The sequence below is a fragment of the Curtobacterium sp. C2H10 genome, assembly GCF_025407985.1.
Lineage (GTDB): Bacteria > Actinomycetota > Actinomycetes > Actinomycetales > Microbacteriaceae > Curtobacterium.
Genome location: NZ_JABXGF010000001.1, coordinates 72,749 through 88,447, shown reverse-complemented (window position 1 = coordinate 88,447; position 15,699 = coordinate 72,749). Strand labels below are relative to the sequence as shown.

At 73.4% G+C, this 15,699-nt stretch carries 15 protein-coding genes; 11 read left to right on the top strand and 4 right to left on the bottom strand.

Going from position 1 to position 15,699, the window contains the following annotated elements; all coding sequences use genetic code 11:
- Nucleotides 1-11 precede the first annotated feature (11 nt).
- From HWD93_RS00405 to HWD93_RS00395, 3 genes are all read left to right on the top strand, one after another.
- Complete coding sequence (locus tag HWD93_RS00405) at nucleotides 12-1,610, top strand: LCP family protein (RefSeq protein WP_261645694.1); 1,599 nt, start codon at nucleotides 12-14, stop codon at nucleotides 1,608-1,610.
- Nucleotides 1,611-1,647: 37 nt separating this feature from the next.
- Nucleotides 1,648-2,409, top strand: coding sequence for a sulfite exporter TauE/SafE family protein (locus HWD93_RS00400; RefSeq protein WP_261645693.1), 762 nt, complete (start codon nucleotides 1,648-1,650; stop codon nucleotides 2,407-2,409).
- A 62-nt stretch (nucleotides 2,410-2,471) separates the two neighbouring features.
- Nucleotides 2,472-3,047, top strand: coding sequence for a TetR family transcriptional regulator (locus HWD93_RS00395; protein ID WP_261645692.1), 576 nt, complete (start codon nucleotides 2,472-2,474; stop codon nucleotides 3,045-3,047).
- Between the two features lie 3 nt (nucleotides 3,048-3,050).
- Here the strand turns inward: HWD93_RS00395 and HWD93_RS00390 are convergent, their stop codons facing one another.
- Entirely contained in the window at nucleotides 3,051-3,398 is a 348-nt protein-coding gene (locus HWD93_RS00390; protein WP_261645691.1) for a DUF4190 domain-containing protein, read from the bottom strand.
- An 87-nt stretch (nucleotides 3,399-3,485) separates the two neighbouring features.
- Here HWD93_RS00390 and HWD93_RS00385 point away from each other — a divergent pair, with 87 nt between their 5' ends.
- Nucleotides 3,486-3,875, top strand: coding sequence for a hypothetical protein (locus HWD93_RS00385; protein ID WP_175495961.1), 390 nt, complete (start codon nucleotides 3,486-3,488; stop codon nucleotides 3,873-3,875).
- Between the two features lie 20 nt (nucleotides 3,876-3,895).
- On the opposite strand, the gene HWD93_RS00380 is transcribed toward HWD93_RS00385, so the two are convergent.
- From HWD93_RS00380 to xylA, 3 genes are all read right to left on the bottom strand, one after another.
- Nucleotides 3,896-4,882: an acetylxylan esterase gene (locus HWD93_RS00380; protein ID WP_261645690.1), complete on the bottom strand. Its 987-nt coding sequence runs from the start codon at nucleotides 4,880-4,882 to the stop codon at nucleotides 3,896-3,898.
- A gap of 123 nt (nucleotides 4,883-5,005) precedes the next feature.
- Complete coding sequence (locus HWD93_RS00375; RefSeq protein ID WP_261645689.1) at nucleotides 5,006-6,475, bottom strand: FGGY family carbohydrate kinase; 1,470 nt, start codon at nucleotides 6,473-6,475, stop codon at nucleotides 5,006-5,008.
- On the bottom strand, nucleotides 6,468-7,661 hold the full coding sequence (gene xylA, locus HWD93_RS00370; protein WP_092384350.1) for a xylose isomerase: 1,194 nt from the start codon (nucleotides 7,659-7,661) through the stop codon (nucleotides 6,468-6,470). Before xylA ends, HWD93_RS00375 begins: the two co-directional genes overlap by 8 nt.
- Before the next feature lie 97 nt (nucleotides 7,662-7,758).
- On the opposite strand from xylA, the gene HWD93_RS00365 reads away from it, so the two are divergent.
- From HWD93_RS00365 to HWD93_RS00335, 7 genes are all read left to right on the top strand, one after another.
- Nucleotides 7,759-8,937 (top strand): Gfo/Idh/MocA family protein, encoded by a 1,179-nt coding sequence (locus tag HWD93_RS00365; RefSeq protein WP_071295275.1) that lies wholly within the window; start codon nucleotides 7,759-7,761, stop codon nucleotides 8,935-8,937.
- Nucleotides 8,938-8,988: 51 nt separating this feature from the next.
- Nucleotides 8,989-9,636, top strand: a complete 648-nt coding sequence (locus HWD93_RS00360; protein ID WP_070419197.1) for a ThuA domain-containing protein — start codon at nucleotides 8,989-8,991, stop codon at nucleotides 9,634-9,636.
- Entirely contained in the window at nucleotides 9,621-10,733 is a 1,113-nt protein-coding gene (locus HWD93_RS00355; RefSeq protein WP_071295274.1) for a Gfo/Idh/MocA family protein, read from the top strand. Before HWD93_RS00360 ends, HWD93_RS00355 begins: the two co-directional genes overlap by 16 nt.
- Nucleotides 10,734-10,764: 31 nt before the next feature.
- On the top strand, nucleotides 10,765-11,814 hold the full coding sequence (locus tag HWD93_RS00350) for a sugar phosphate isomerase/epimerase (RefSeq protein WP_070416804.1): 1,050 nt from the start codon (nucleotides 10,765-10,767) through the stop codon (nucleotides 11,812-11,814).
- Nucleotides 11,815-11,855: 41 nt separating this feature from the next.
- The gene (locus HWD93_RS00345; protein ID WP_261645688.1) at nucleotides 11,856-13,136 is read left to right on the top strand and encodes an ROK family transcriptional regulator; all 1,281 of its coding nucleotides are present in this window, start codon (nucleotides 11,856-11,858) and stop codon (nucleotides 13,134-13,136) included.
- On the top strand, nucleotides 13,133-14,170 hold the full coding sequence (locus HWD93_RS00340; protein WP_261645687.1) for an NAD(P)-dependent alcohol dehydrogenase: 1,038 nt from the start codon (nucleotides 13,133-13,135) through the stop codon (nucleotides 14,168-14,170). Before HWD93_RS00345 ends, HWD93_RS00340 begins: the two co-directional genes overlap by 4 nt.
- A gap of 142 nt (nucleotides 14,171-14,312) precedes the next feature.
- Nucleotides 14,313-15,689 carry an MFS transporter gene (locus HWD93_RS00335; protein WP_092384340.1) on the top strand — a complete coding sequence of 459 codons (1,377 nt, stop codon included), beginning with the start codon at nucleotides 14,313-14,315 and terminating at the stop codon, nucleotides 15,687-15,689.
- The last annotated feature ends 10 nt before the right edge of the window (nucleotides 15,690-15,699 follow it).

Sequence of the window (15,699 nt, the reverse complement as noted above, 5' to 3'; positions counted from 1 at the left end):
AGGGTGACGCCATGCATGACGAACCTGACGGGGGACAGCACCCGATCGTGCCGACCGCGCGCGGTGCCGTCCGCCACGGTCGCCAGCGGCGCGCAGCCCGCACCCTCTTCCCGGCGATCGGCGGCGTCCTCGCGATGGCACTCGTGCTCACGGGCGGGTACGCGGCCTGGTCGTACGCGCAGCTCGACAGCGCCGTGACGAAGGTGCACGTCGCGCTCCCGCACCCCTCGGCGTCCGCCGACGTCGACGGGTCGGCCGAGAACATCCTGCTCGTGGGGGACGACCACCGTCCGGCCGATGCCACCCCGCAGGAGCTCGCCGAGCTCGGCACGCAGCTCGACGACGGGGCGACGAACACCGACACCATGATCGTGCTGCACATCCCCGCGGGCGGGGGCAGCGCGACGATGATCTCGTTCCCGCGCGACTCGTGGGTGCCGATCCCCGGCCACGGCACGTTCAAGCTGAACAGCGCGTTCTCGGACGGTGCTGCGAACGGCGGCGGCGACGCCGGTGGCATGCGCCTGCTCATCCAGACCATCGAGAACATCAGCGGCCTGCAGATCGACCACTTCGTGCGCGTCTCGCTGCTCGGCTTCTACCAGCTCGTGAAGGCGCTCGGGCCGATCCAGGTCTGCTTGAACGAACCCGCCCACGACCCGAACTCGAACGTCGACCTCCCCGCAGGGAACTCGACGCTGAACGCCTCGCAGGCGCTCTCGTTCGTCCGGCAGCGCGACGGGCTCCCGCGCGGTGACCTCGACCGCGAGGTCCGCCAGCAGTACTTCCTCTCGCAGGAGGCCCGCAAGGTCCTCTCCGCCGGCACCCTCCTCAACCCGGTGAAGGTGTCGGACCTGCTGCACGGTGTCGGGGACGCCGTGCAGATCGACGACGGCCTGAGCATCCCGAGCCTCGTCAACACGTTCCGCAGCATCGACCTGTCGAGCATCCGGTCGACGACCATCCCCACCGCGGGGACCCCGACCATCGACGGCTACTCGACGGTGGCGGTGGACTTCGGCGCGGTGCCGGCGTTCATCCAGGGCATCGTGGGCGCGCCCGCGGCGTACACGGCGGCGAAGGCGGCGTCCCCGTCGAGCGTGCACGTGTCCGTGCAGAACGGCGGCTCCACGCCGGGCGGCGCGACGGCCGCCTCGGCAGCGCTCACGGCGAAGGGGTTCGTGGTCGGGGCGCCGAGCGACACCACCACCACGGCGGCCACGGTCGTCGAGTACCCGAAGGGCGCCGAGGCCGCGGCGAAGGCCGTCGTCGCGGCGGTCCCCGGAGCCACGGCGGTCCGCTCGACCACGGTGTCGGGGGTGACGCTCGTGCTCGGGACCGACGGGCACACGGTCGGGGCCGCGGGGGCTGCCGGTTCGGGCTCGGGTTCGGCCGGCTCCGGCTCGGGCTCTACCGGCTCCGGCTCGGGTTCGGGTTCGGCCGGGTCCGTTTCCGGCGCGGGCGCTCGCTCCGGGTCGTCCGCGTCCGGCGCCTCCGGTTCGTCCGGCGCCTCCGGGTCGTCCGGTGCCGGGTCGTCCGCACCCGCGGCCACCCCGTCGTCCACCCCGGTCGGCAACGCGTACGGCAAGCAGGGCACCTGCATCAACTGATCGCACCCCCGGCCACCGCGCCGTGTCAGCATGGAGCGTGCTGACCGTCGGGATCCTCGTCGTCGCGGGCGTGGTGGCCGGGGTGATCGGCACCGCCGGCGGGATCACCTCGCTCGTGGCCTACCCGGCGCTGCTCGCCGTCGGGGTTCCACCGCTCGCCGCGAACGTCACGAACTCCGTCGCGCTCATCGGCAGCGGTGCGAGCTCCGCGTTCCGGGCTCGTCACGAGGTGCGCGCCGAACCCGCGGTCCTGCGTCGCTGGATGCCGACGACCGTCGCCGCCTCGCTCGCGGGCGCGGTGCTCCTGGTCGTCACACCGGCGCACCTCTTCGACCGCATCGTCCCGTTCCTCGTGCGCGCCGGGGGACTGCTCCTGCTGCTGCAGCCGCTCATCGACCGTCGTCGTGCACGGGCCGCCGGTGACGCCGCGGGTGGGCGCGGCGCCGCCGCCTCGGCCGGGATCGTCGGGGTCGGCGTCTACAACGGGTACTTCGGCGCCGGGTCCGGTGTGCTCATGATCGCCGTGCTGCTGCTCACCGGGGAGTCGTCCCTGCACCGTGCGAACGCCGTGAAGAACGTGCTGCTCCTCGCCGCGGACCTGTTGCCGGCGGTCGTGTTCGCGGTGTCCGGGCACGTCGTGTGGTCCGCCGCCGTGGCCCTCGGCGCGGGGGCGGTGGTCGGCGGGCTCGTCGGACCGACCGTCGCCCGGCGAGTGCCGCACGGGGTCCTCCGGGTCGCGATCGCGTGCTGTTCGGTCGCGCTCGCCGTGTACCTGTTCGTCACTGTGGCGTCGTCCTGATCCGCGGGGACGGTGGTCCCTGACGCCCCGGGACGACCGTCCGGATCGGTACGGTGGTCGGCATGGCACGATTCACGCCCCCAGCCGCCGACGCCGTCCGCGCACGCCTCCTGCTCGCCGCGCGCGACGAGTTCGCCACGGCGGGGCTCGTCGGCGGCAAGGTCGAGCGGATCGCTGCCGCCGCGTCGAGCAACAAGGCGCAGGTCTTCCACTACTTCGGCAGCAAGGAGGGGTTGTTCGACGCGCTCGTCGAGCAGACCGTCGCCGAGACCTTCGACCTCGTCCCGCTCGACACCGACGACCTGCCCGGGTTCGCCGGCCGGTTGCACGACTCGTGGACCGAGCGGCCCTGGGCCCAGCGGCTGGCGACCTGGCACCGGCTCGAGCGCGCGTCGGCCGCTCCGCTCGAGGCGATCGTCGAACGCCGGACCACGATGGTCGCCGAGGTCGAGCGGGCGCAGCGGGCCGGCGTCCTGCCGCGCAGCTACCGACCCGCCGTGCTGCTCGGCCTCGTGCTGCACCTCGCGGCGTTCTGGAGCGAGGCCTCCGCGGAGTCCGAGGCCCTGACGCGCGCGGTGGTGCCGGCGCGGCGACGGCAGATCGTCGTCGACGCGGTCACGTCACTCGTCGGTAGCTGACGGTCAGGACCCCGCGCCGAACGGCAGGCCGAGGCCGAGGCCGAACGGCACGCCCAACCCGAGGAAGCCGGACGCGGCGACGGCGGCCGGCAGCACGACCGTGACGAGCGTCAGCGTCGCGCCGATGAGCACCGCCGCGAAGGCGAGGCCGTCGCCGCGCTCGCCGGTGCGGCGGACCTCACGGCGGGCGATGAACCCGACGACGACCCCGCCGATCGGCGCGACGAAGGCGAGCGCGATGGCCACGACCGCGATGAGGCTCAGCGGAGCGACCGCGGTCGGAGCACCCGCGGTCGGCGCGGCGTCGGGTCGGGTGGCGGGCACGTGGGCTCCGGGAGCGATGTCGGTCACGGCGACCGAGCCTAGGAGCGCGACGCCCGACGGGGGAGTACCCAGTCCTGGTGGCGTGGAGGCACTCCGGTGTGCCACGCTCGGTCCGTGGACGACGGACTCCTCTACGACCTCTGCAGCCGAGCGCGGCGCGTGCACATGCGAGCCGGCGGGTCGGGGCCGGCGCTCCGCGGGCTGACGGACTTCATCTCCGCCGCAGCCGACCCCCGGGGCACCTACTCCGACGCAGCCCTCGTGGCGCTCGTCGAAGCGGCGCCGGACCCGGTCGGGTTCCGGTGGGGGCTGGAGCGGCTCGAAGCGGTGAGTGCCATCCGGACCGTCCCGCCGTCGGACTACTCCGCCGACGAGGTGGCCGAGTACGAGGACGCCCAGGCCGCCCTGCTGCGCCGGATCGGCCGCGACAGCGGGGAGCCCGCGCCGGGCCCCGTCCAGGTCGTGAAGAACGTCCTGGAGCAGTTCGTCCGCCGCTGGTACTGACCCGCGCGTCGCCCGGCCGCTCAGCCCCGCTCGCGCAGGAACGCCACCTGCCGCTCCCAGTGCGCGAACCCGCCGCCCTCGTGCCCGTTGTACGGGTACACCTCGATCGCCTTGTCCACCGAGCCGAGCGCGTTGTAGGCCGCGAAGGTCGTCCGCGGCGGGACCACGTCGTCCATGAGCGCGACGGAGAACAGCGCCGGCGCGGTGATCCCCGCCGCGAAGTGCACCCCGTCGAAGTACGCGGCCGTGTCCCACACGGTGTCGATCGCGTCGCGGTGCACCGACAGGTACCGCGCGAGCTCGAGGTACGGACCACCCACGGCGACGGCGGTGCCGTTCTCCCAGTCGCTGAGGAACGCGACGTCCGGCAGGAGCGCCGTGATCGGTCCGACGTGCGCCTCGACCAGCGCGGCCGCGGCGATGGTGATCCCGCCGCCCTGGCTCCCGCCGGTCAGCGCGATGCGGTCCGGGTCGACGCCCGGCAGCGAGCGGACGGCGTCGACGAGTCGGACGGCGTCGGTGTACACGCGCCGGTAGTAGTGGTCGGCGGGGGACCCGATGCCGCTCGTCATCCAGCCGCCGATGTGCGGGCCGGAGCCGTGCGGGTCCGGGGTGTCGCCGCCGGATCCCCACCCGCTGCCCTGGCCGCGGGTGTCCATCACGACGTGCACGTACCCGGCGAGGGCCCACGAGACCCGCTCGCCCGGCAGCCCGCGACCGCCGTTGTAGCCGAGGAACTCGACGACGACCGGCAGCGGCCCGGCGGCGTCGACCGGTCGTGAGACCCAGGCCCGGACGGGGTCGCCGGCGAAGCCCGGGAAGGTGAGGTCCTCGATGACGAGTCCGGTCACCGGGGTGTCGGCGGCGGCGAGGACGGGGTCGGTGCCCGACCCGGCGGCCCGTGCGTCGGCGACGGTGTCGGCCCAGAAGGCGTCGAAGTCGTCCGGCCGGCGGACGTCGGGTCGGTAGGCGCGCAGGGCGTCGAGGGGCAGGTCGGTGTACGGCATGTGGTCTCCTCCGGGGACGATGATGCCCCCGACGCCGTGGTGGACGGCGTCGGGGGCGGGAGTGTCCGCGAACGGACGAACGGACGAACGGACGAACGGACGAACGGACGGACGGGCAGCCGCTCAGCGCGCGGCAGCCCGGTACTGCTCGAGCACCTCGGGGTGCGGGTCGCCGGCCACGACCGTGGTCGCCGTCTCCCACGCCGGCAGGCTCCCGGTGAGCACCCACGCCGCCTGCTTCGCCGCGCCGGCCGCCACGTACTCGCCCGGCTCCGGCACGAGGACGTCCCGGCCGAACACCTGCGCAGCGACGACCCGCACGGCCTCGTTGCGCGCGGCACCGCCGATGAGCAACAGCCGCTCGACGGTGACACCGGTGCCCTCGACCGCCGCGAGGCCGTCCGCGAGCGCGCACAGCATCCCCTCGACCGCGGCCCGGGCGAGGTGCGCCCGGTCCGTCGTCCCCGGCGTCATGCCGAGCAGCGAAGCCGTCGCGTCCGGTCGGTTCGGCGTGCGCTCGCCGACGAAGTACGGCACGAGCACGAGCCCGTCGGCACCCGCCGGCGCCTGCAGCGCCAGCTCGCCGAGCGCGTCGTGGTCCACGCCGAGCAGGCCGCCGATCACCTCGAGCACGCGCGCCGCGTTGAGCGTCGTGACGATCGGGAGGCGCGACCCGCTCCCGTCGGCGAAGCCCGCCACGGTCCCGCTCGGGTCGCGCACCTCGGCGTCGGTGACCCCGAAGACCGTGCCGCTCGTGCCGAGGGACACCGCGACGTCACCCGGGCCGAGTCCGAGGCCGAGCGCTGCCCCGGCGTTGTCGCCGAGTCCGGCGCCGACGAGGAGCCCCGAGGGTGCCACGGCGCCGTTCGGCAGCTGGACGTCCGCGGTGAGCGTGCCCATCGCCTCGTCGGGCAGGACGACCCGCGGCACGACGACGGAGTCCGCGGAACCCGTGGCACCGGCGACGCGCATCGGTCGTCCGAGCGCCGACTCGAACAGCTCCGCGTCGTACTCGCGCCGCACCGGGTCCCAGTAGGCCGTGCCACTGGCGTCGGAGCCGTCGGTGGCGAGGGCGTCGAGGTCGGGACCGAGCGGACTCTCGTCGGCCGGACCGTACCCGCGCAGCCGCCACGACAACCAGTCGTGGGGGAGGGCGACGGCCGCGACCCGGCCGGCGTTCTCGGGCTCCGCGTCGCGGAGCCACCGCAGCTTGGTACCGGTGAACGACGCCACCGGCACCAGACCCGTGCGGGCGACCCATGCCTCCTGGCCCAGCTCCGCGACCATCTGTGCGGCCGCGTCGGCACTGCGGACGTCGTTCCACAGCAGCGCGTCGCGGACCACGCGGCCGTCCGCGTCCACCGCGACCATGCCGTGCTGCTGCCCGGCGATCGCAACGGCACCGACGTCGGCGAGCCCGCCGGCGTCCGCGACGGCGGTGCCGAGCGCGTCCCACCAGTGGCGGGGGTCGACGGACGTGCCGTCCGGGTGGGACGCGCGTCCCTCCCGGACGACGGCGCCGGTCGCGGCGTCACGGATCGTGACCTTGCAGGACTGGGTCGACGAGTCGACCCCTGCGACCAGGTCAGCCACGAGCGCCCATGAGGTGCTCGATGGCGAGCTGCTGCAGCTTCACGAAGCCGAAGCCCTTGCCGCCGAAGTACGCGTCGGCGTCGAAGTCCTCGTACGCGGAGCGGTCGGCGAGGAACGCGTCGTACGACTCGCCGTCGTTGAGCGTCGGCGTCGACAGCTCGCCGACCTTCGAGGCCTCGAGCGCTGCCTGCACCTCGGGGTCGGCGCGGAACGCCTGCGCGCGCTCCTTGAGCAGGAGGTACATGCGCATGTTCGCGGCCGCGGAGTCCCAGACGCCCGTGATGTCCTCGGTGCGGCTCGGCTTGTAGTCGAAGTGGCGGGGGCCGTCGTACGCCGGGCCGCCCTGGGGCGCACCGTGCTCGAGCAGGTCGACGAGCGAGAACGCGTTCTGCAGGTCGCCGTGCCCGAAGACGAGGTCCTGGTCGTACTTGATGCCGCGCTGACCGTTGAGGTCGATGTGGAAGAGCTTGCCCTGGTACAGCGCCTGGGCGATGCCGGCCGTGAAGTTCAGCCCGGCCATCTGCTCGTGGCCGACCTCGGGGTTGATGCCGAAGAGTTCCGGGCGCTCGAGCGTCTCGGTGAACGCGATCGCGTGGCCGAGGGTCGGCAGCAGGATGTCGCCGCGGGGCTCGTTCGGCTTCGGCTCGATGGCGAACCGGATGCCGTAGCCCTTGTCGGTGACGTACTGGGCGAGGAGGTTCACGGCCTCGCGGTAGCGCTCGAGCGCGGCCTGCACGTCCTTCGCGCTGTCGTACTCGGCACCCTCGCGGCCGCCCCACATCACGAACGTCGACGCGCCGAGCTCGGCGGCGAGGTCGATGTTGCGCAGGACCTTGCGGAGCGCGAACCGGCGCACCTGGCGGTCGTTCGAGGTGAAGCCGCCGTCCTTGAACACCGGGGCGGAGAAGAGGTTCGTCGTGACCATCGGCACGACGATGCCGGTGGCGTCGAGAGCACCCTTCAGGCGGTCGATCTGCGTCTGGCGCTCGGCGTCGGTCGAGCCGAACGCGAAGAGGTCGTCGTCGTGGAAGGTCAGGCCGTAGGCGCCGAGCTCGTCGAGCTTCTCGACGGCCTCGACCACGTCGAGGGCGGGGCGGGTCGGGCCGCCGAAGGGGTCGGATCCGTTGTAGCCGATGGTCCAGAGACCGAAGGAGAACTTGTCTGCACGGGTGGGCGTCGTTGCCATGGTGGTCACCGTTCGTCGTCGAAACAAAATGTTGCCGCGCCCAACATAAGCGGTAGTGTTGACTCTGGCAAGGACGTGATCGCAAGGGAGCGAGCGGATGGCACAGGACCGACTTCGAGTGGCCATGGTGGGCCACGGCTTCATGGGAGCCGCGCACTCACAGGGGTGGCGCACCGCACCGAGGTTCTTCGACCTCGGGGTCGAACCGGAGATGGCCGTCATCGTCGGCCGTGACCCGGAACGGACCGAGGCGGCGCGGCAGCAGTACGGCTGGCAGGCCGCGTCCACCGACTGGCGCGCCGTGGTCACCGACCCGGACATCGACGTCGTCGACATCTGCTCGCCCGGCTCGTCCCACGTCGAGGTCGCGATCGCGGCGCTCGAGGCCGGCAAGCACGTCCTGTGCGAGAAGCCCCTCGCCAACACCGTCGCCGAGGCCGAGGCGATGACCGCGGCAGCCGCCGCCGCACGGGCGGACGGCGTCCGCGCGATGGTCGGCTTCAGCTACCGCCGGGTGCCCGCCATCGCGTTCGCGAAGCGGCTGGTGGAGGACGGGAGGCTCGGCACCGTCCGACAGGTCCGCGCGCTCTACCTGCAGGACTGGCTCGCCGACGAGGACGGCCCGATGACGTGGCGGCTCGACAAGGCGCTCGCCGGCTCCGGCTCGCTCGGTGACATCGGCGCGCACGCGATCGACCTCGTCGAGCACGTCACGGGCGCACAGCTGTCGACCGTGTCCGGCACCCTCGAGACCTTCGTGACCGAACGTCCGCTGATGGCCGAGGGCGTCGGGCTGTCCGGCACCGCCTCGACCGAACGCGGGCAGGTCACCGTCGACGACGCCGCCTTCTTCCTCGGACGGCTCGCCGGTGGCGCTGCCGACGGGGCGATCGGCACGTTCGAGGCGACGCGCTACGCGACCGGCCGGAAGAACGGCCTCACGCTCGAGATCAGCGGGTCGGCGGGTGCGATCCAGTTCGACCTCGAGTCGATGAACGAGCTGCGCTTCTACGACGCCACGGCACCCGCGGGGGAGCAGGGCTTCCAACGGATCCTGGTCACCGAGCCCGAGCACCCGTACATGGCCGCCTGGTGGCCGACCGGGCACCTCATCGGGTACGAGCACACCTTCAGCCACGAGGTGAAGGACTTCGTCGAGGCGATCGTCGCGGGCACCGACCCGTCGCCGTCGTTCGAGGACGGGCTGCACGTGCAGCGGGTCCTCGACGCGGTCGAGCGGAGCGCCGCCGACGGCAGCGCCTGGACGGTGATCTGAGTGGCTCCGACGAAGCACGCCCTCGTCGTCCGCGGCGGGTGGGACGGGCACATGCCGGTCGAGACCACCGACGCGTTCGTGCCGTTCCTGCGGGACAACGGGTTCGACGTGCAGGTGTCGGACTCGACCGCGGTGTACGCCGACGAGTCGGTCATGGCGGACGTCGACCTGATCGTGCAGGTCGTCACGATGTCCACCATCGCCGACGACGAGTTCGCCGGGCTGCAGCGGGCCGTCCTCGGCGGCGCCGGCCTCGCGGGCTGGCACGGCGGGATCGCGGACGCGTTCCGCAACACCGCCGACTACCTCCACATGATCGGCGGCCAGTTCGCGCACCACGCGGGCAAGCACCCGTCGGAGCGCACCGGCGAGCAGTCCGACAACTACATCCCGTACACGGTGCACATCACCGACCTCGGGCACGAGCACCCGATCACGCAGGGCATCGAGGACTTCGACCTCGTGACCGAGCAGTACTGGGTGCTCTCCGACGAGTACAACGACGTGCTGGCGACGACCACGCAGGAGGCGCGGGACTTCGACGCCTGGAACCGTCCGGTGACCGCGCCGGCGATCTGGACCCGGCAGTGGGGCGAGGGACGCGTGTTCGTCTCGGCACCCGGGCACCGGCTCGAGGTCGTCGAGTCGCAGCCGCTCCGCACGATCATCGAGAGGGGACTCCTGTGGGCAGCCCGGTGAACGGTCCGGCACTGCGGGTCGGTGTCGTCGGTGTCGGCAACATCAGCCAGCAGTACTTCGAGCACTTCCCGGCGCTGCCCGGCCTGGCGCTCACCGCCGTGGCCGACCTCGACGTCGACCGCGCCCGGTCGGTGGGCGACGCCCAGGGCGTCCGGGGCACGAGCGTCGACGAGCTCCTCGCCGCGGACGACGTCGACGTCGTGCTCAACCTGACGATCCCGGCCGCGCACGCCGAGGTCGCCACCCGGGCCCTCGACGCCGGCAAGCACGTCTACGGCGAGAAGCCGCTCGCACTCGCGACGGCCGAGGCCGCACCGGTGCTCGAACTGGCCGCACGCTCGGGCCTGCGGGTCGGCAGCGCGCCGGACACGGTGCTCGGGACGGGGATCCAGACCGCGCGCGCAGCACTCGACGACGGGCTGATCGGCGACCCGGTCGGTGCCGCGGTGTCGTGGAGCGCTCCGGGGCACGAACTCTGGCACCCGGCGCCGGCGTTCTACTACCAGCCCGGCGGCGGCCCGCTGCTCGACATGGGGCCGTACTACCTGACGAGCCTCGTGCAGTTCTTCGGCCCCGTCGCCCGGGTCAGCGGCAGCGCCACCCGGTCGACCCGTGAGCGGACCATCGCGACCGGGCCGTTCGCCGGCGCACCGATCCCCGTCGACGTCGACACCCACGTCGTCGCCGTGCTCGAACACGCCAGCGGAGTCGTCTCCACGGTCACCGTCTCGTTCGAGGTGTGGGCGACCCGGGCGCCGCTGTTCGAGGTGCACGGCACCGCGGGCAGTCTCGCCGTCCCGGACCCGAACCGCTTCTCGGACCCGGTGTCGATCGCGACGGCCGACGACCGCGAGTGGCGCGAGCTGCCCGTGTCGGCCGGGTACGCCGACGCCGGCCGCGGGTACGGACTCGCGGACATGGCGCACGCGATCGCGACCGACCGGCCGCACCGGGCGTCGGGGGACCTCGCGTTCCACGTGCTCGAGGTCATGGAGGCCGTCCAGACCGCCTCGCGGGAGCACACCGTCGTCACGGTGGCGTCCCGCGTCGACCGGCCGGAGACGGTCCCCGCCGGCGCGACCCCGGGATCATGGTGACCAGCACACGCAGCGAGGAAGGACGACGACGATGACGACGACGGACGGAACCGACGAGGCGGGGACGACCCGCGCCTCCAGGCCGGTCACCCTCTTCACCGGCCAGTGGGCCGACCTGCCCTTCGAGGAGGTCGCACGTCTCGCCGGCGAGTGGGGGTACGACGGCCTCGAGATCGCCTGCTGGGGCGACCACCTCGACGTCCGCCGCGCCGCGACGGACCCCGCGTACGTCGCGGACCGCACGGCGATCCTGGAGCGCAACGGCCTGCAGGTCTGGACGATCGCGAACCACCTCACCGGCCAGGCCGTGTGCGACGACCCGATCGACCAGCGGCACGAGGACATCCTCGCGCCGCACGTGTGGGGCGACGGCGACCCCGAGGGCGTCCGGCAGCGTGCCGCCGAGGAACTGCAGTGGACCGCGCGTGCCGCCGCGGCGCTCGGGGTCGACACCGTCACCGGGTTCTCCGGATCCTCGATCTGGAAGACCGTCGCCGGCTTCCCGCCCGTGCCCGCGTCCATGATCGACGCCGGGTACCAGGACTTCCACGATCGGTGGTCGCCGATCCTCGACGTGTTCGAGGAGGTCGGCGTCCGCTTCGCGCTCGAAGTGCACCCCTCCGAGATCGCCTACGACTACTGGACGGCGAAGCGGACGCTCGAGGTGTTCGCCGACCGCCCCGCGTTCGGGTTCAACTTCGACCCGTCGCACTTCGTCTGGCAGGACCTCGACCCCGCCGCGTTCCTGCTCGACTTCGCCGACCGCGTGTACCACGTGCACTGCAAGGAGTCGGTGAAGCAGCTCGACGGGCGCAACGGACGACTGTCGTCGCACCTGCCGTGGGGCGACCCCCGGCGCGGGTGGGACTTCGTCACCGCCGGGCACGGGGACGTGCCGTGGGAGCGGGTGTTCCGCGTGCTGAACCACATCGGGTACGCCGGGCCGACGAGCGTCGAGTGGGAGGACGCCGGCATGGACCGGCTCGTCGGCGGGCCGGAGGCACTGGCGTTCGTCCGGAAGCTGGGCACGATCGCGCCGCCCGAGGCCGCGTTCGACGCGGCGTTCTCGCGGTCGCGGTAGCGCGCCGCCACCACCCGCCCACCGACCACGACGAGGGACCGATGACGAGCACGACCGCCGCGACGCCTGCGCCCGCGCCCGCGCCGGGCAACGCGGCGCGCGTCCTCCGGCTCGTCCACGAGGAGGGGCCGATCACCCGCGCCGAGATCACCCGGCGCACCGGCCTGAACCGCTCGACGACCCTCGCGCTCGTCGGCGAACTCGTCGACCGCGGCCTCCTGCACGAGGACCTCCCCGCCGCCGGGGCACCGGGGACCGGCGTCGGGCGGCCGAGTCCGGTCGTCCGGGCCGCGCCGGACGTCGTGGCCGCCGCCGTCACGGTCGAGGTCGACGCCGTCTCGGTCGCCCTCGTCGGGCTCGACGGCACGGTGCGGAGCCGCCTCGTCGAACCGCAGCACCGTCCGCCCACGCCCGCGGAGGCCGTCGAGACCGTCGCCGGGCTGCTCGACCGGATCCGTCCGGGGTCGGCCGGCACCGCGACGCTCCGGCTCGTCGGGATCGGGGTCGCCGTGCCCGGGACGGTCCGGGTGGAGGACGGGACCGTCCAGTACGCACCGCACCTCGGCTGGCACGACGCGCCCTTCGCCGAGCCCCTCGCCGAACGGACCGGACTGCCGGTGCGGGCCGCGAACGACGCCAACCTCGGCGCCTGGGCGGAACGGCTCGCCGGCAGCGGCCGGGGCGTCGACGACCTCGTGTACCTCAACGGCGGCGCGAGCGGCATCGGCGGCGGGGTCATCACGGCCGGCCGTCCGCTGAGCGGTGCCGACGGGTACGCGGGCGAGCTCGGACACACCTTCGTCGCGGCGAACGGCATCCGGTGCCACTGCGGTGCCGTCGGCTGCCTCGAGACCGAGGCCTCCCGTGACGCCCTGGCGACCGCGGCCGGGACCGCTCCGGACGACCTGGTCGCCCTCGCCGCGGCGCTCGCCGAGGGCCGACCCGAGGTCGAACGGGTCGTGGACCGCCAGGTGACCGCCCTCGCCACGGCCCTCCGCAACGCGATCCACACCGTGAACCCGTCGGTCGTCGTGCTCGGCGGCTTCCTCGGCGTGCTGCTCGACCACGTCGGCGACCGGATCCTCGACGACGTCCGAGCGCAGTCGATGACCGGGACCGCCGACCGGCTCCGCATCGTGCCGGCCGCGCTCGGGTCCGACGTGCTCGAGCACGGGGCCGCCGAGATCGCGTTCGGCGCACTGCTGCGCGACCCGGACCGGATCACCGACGCGGTGTCGGCCACAGCCACAGCCACACCCACCCCCACGACCACCCATCCGTCCGGCCGCGACGACGCGGCCGAGGAAGCGAGAACCGCATGACCTCCACCCAGCGCGTCAGCGTGCTGCTCGGCACCCAGGACCTCACCGTCGAGGACCGCCCCGTCCCCGCGGTCGACCCCGGCGACGTCCTCGTCCGGGTCGCCGCGGTCGGCGTGTGCGGCTCCGACGTGCACTACTACCGGCACGGCCGGATCGGGGACTTCGTCGTCGAGGAGCCCCTCGTGCTCGGCCACGAGCTCTCCGGCACGATCACCGCGGTCGGCGAGGGCGTCGACCCGTCCCGCGTCGGGGAGCGCGTGGCGATCGAGCCGCAGCGACCGTGCCACCGCTGCCCCCAGTGCCTCGCCGGGCGGTACAACCTCTGCCCGCACATGCGCTTCTACGCGACGCCGCCGGTGGACGGGGCGTTCGCCGAGTTCGTCACGATCGAGTCCGAGTTCGCGCACACGCTGCCCGACTCGGTGTCGTTCGAGGCCGGAGCCCTGCTCGAACCCCTCTCCGTCGGCATCGCCGCGGTCCGCAAGGCCGGGATCGTCCCCGGGTCGAGCGTGCTCATCGCCGGGGCCGGTCCGATCGGCATCATCTGCGCGCAGGCCGCGAGGGCGTTCGGCGCCTCGCGGATCGTCATCAGCGACCTCGTCCCGGAGCGCCGCGAGCGTGCGCTCTCCTTCGGCGCGACCGAGACCGTCGACCCCACCGTGGTCTCCGTGGCGTCCGACCTGCCGCCGTTCGACGCCTTCATCGACGCCAGTGGTGCACCGCGGGCCGTCTCCGACGGCATCAAGGCCGTCGGACCGGCCGGGGCCGCCGTCCTCGTCGGGCTCGGCAACTCCGAGATGACGCTGCCGGTCGAGCACATCCAGAACCTCGAGGTCACCGTCACCGGGATCTTCCGGTACACCGGCACGTGGCCGGTCGCGATCGAGCTGGTCGCGTCGGGACAGGTGGACCTGGACTCGCTGGTCACGGGTCGCTTCGGCCTCGGCGACGTCCGCGAGGCCCTCGAGAGCGACACCGACCCCGAGTCGCTCAAGTCGGTCGTCTACCCGGGTGGCGTGCCGTCCGCGACGTGACCGGACGACGGACGGGAGGGACGGGGCGGGCCCGCACCGTCCCTCCCGTCCGTCCTGGAGTCGCCACCAGGGCACGCGACCCGCGTCGGGACGCCCCCACTGGGGCCACCGCCGCGACACCCGGACGCGCTACGGTTCGCGCATGACGGCTTCACCCGCGGCTGCCGTGCCGCAGCGCACCGACCGCCGCGCCCTCGTGTCCTGGGCCCTGTGGGACTGGGGATCCGCGGCGTTCAACGCGGTCGTGACGACCTTCGTCTTCAGCACGTACCTGGCGAGCCGCGCGTTCGTCGACCCGGCGCTCGTCGCCGACACGTCCGCCGCCGGGAAGGCGCTCGTCGAGCGGGAGCTCGCGCACAACGCGGCCGTCGTGTCGACGGCACTGACGATCGCCGGCATCGTGGTCGCGCTCGTCGCCCCGGCGGTCGGACGCCTGGCGGACACGTCCGGGCACCGGCGCCGGTCGGTGCTCATCGCCACGATCGGCATCGCGCTCTCGATCGGCGGCATGGTGTTCGTCGCGCCGAGCCAGCCGTACCTGCTGCTCGGTGCGGCCCTGCTCGGCATCGGGACCGTCGCCTACGAGATCGCGAGCGTCGGCTACAACGCGATGCTCGGACAGGTCGCGTCGGGGGAGCAGACCGGACGCGTCTCGGCGATCGGCTGGGCGGCCGGGTACTTCGGCGGCATCGTGCTGCTCGTCGTCCTGCTCGTGCTCTGCATCCAGGACTTCGGCGGGGGCGACGTCGCGGGGCTCCTGCAGCTCCCCGCGACCGTGGCTTCGGGGCAGTGGGACGTCCGCGTCGCGATCGGCATCGCCGCCGTGTGGCTCGCGGTGAGCTCGATCCCGCTGTTCGTCACCGTCCCCGAGGCCGCGCCGGACCGTTCGCGCGCCGGCACCCTGCTCGGGGCGTACCGGGACCTCGGGCGGGACATCGCGCGGCTCTGGCGCGAGCGCCGGAACGTCCTCGCGTTCCTGCTGGCGAGCGCGGTGTTCCGCGACGGCGTCGGCGCCGTGTTCACCTTCGGCGGGATCGTCGCCGCACAGGTGTTCGGCTTCAGCCCGTCGCAGGTGATCCTCTTCGCCATCGCGGCCAACATCGTCGCGGGCATCGCCACGTTCCTGTCCGGCAGGCTCGACGACCGGTTCGGTTCACGCGCGATCATCACGGTGTCGCTCGTCGGGCTCGCGGTGTGCGGGATCGGCGTGTTCGCGGTGGGGAACGTCACCGCGGGCTTCTGGGTCCTCGGCCTGACGCTGGCGCTGTTCGTCGGGCCGGTCCAGTCGTCCTCGCGGGCGTACCTGGCGCGGTTGGCGACGCCCGGCCGCGAGGGCGAGCTCTTCGGCCTGTACGCCACGACCGGGCGCGCGGCGTCGTTCCTCGCGCCGGCGCTCTTCGGGGTGGCGGTGACGGTCGGCGGATCGACGCGGTACGGGATCCTCGGGGTCGTCGTGGTGCTGGTGGCGGGGCTGGTGCTCATGGCGTTCGTGCGGCGGGAGCCGGTGGACGGGCGCTGAGTCCGAGCGT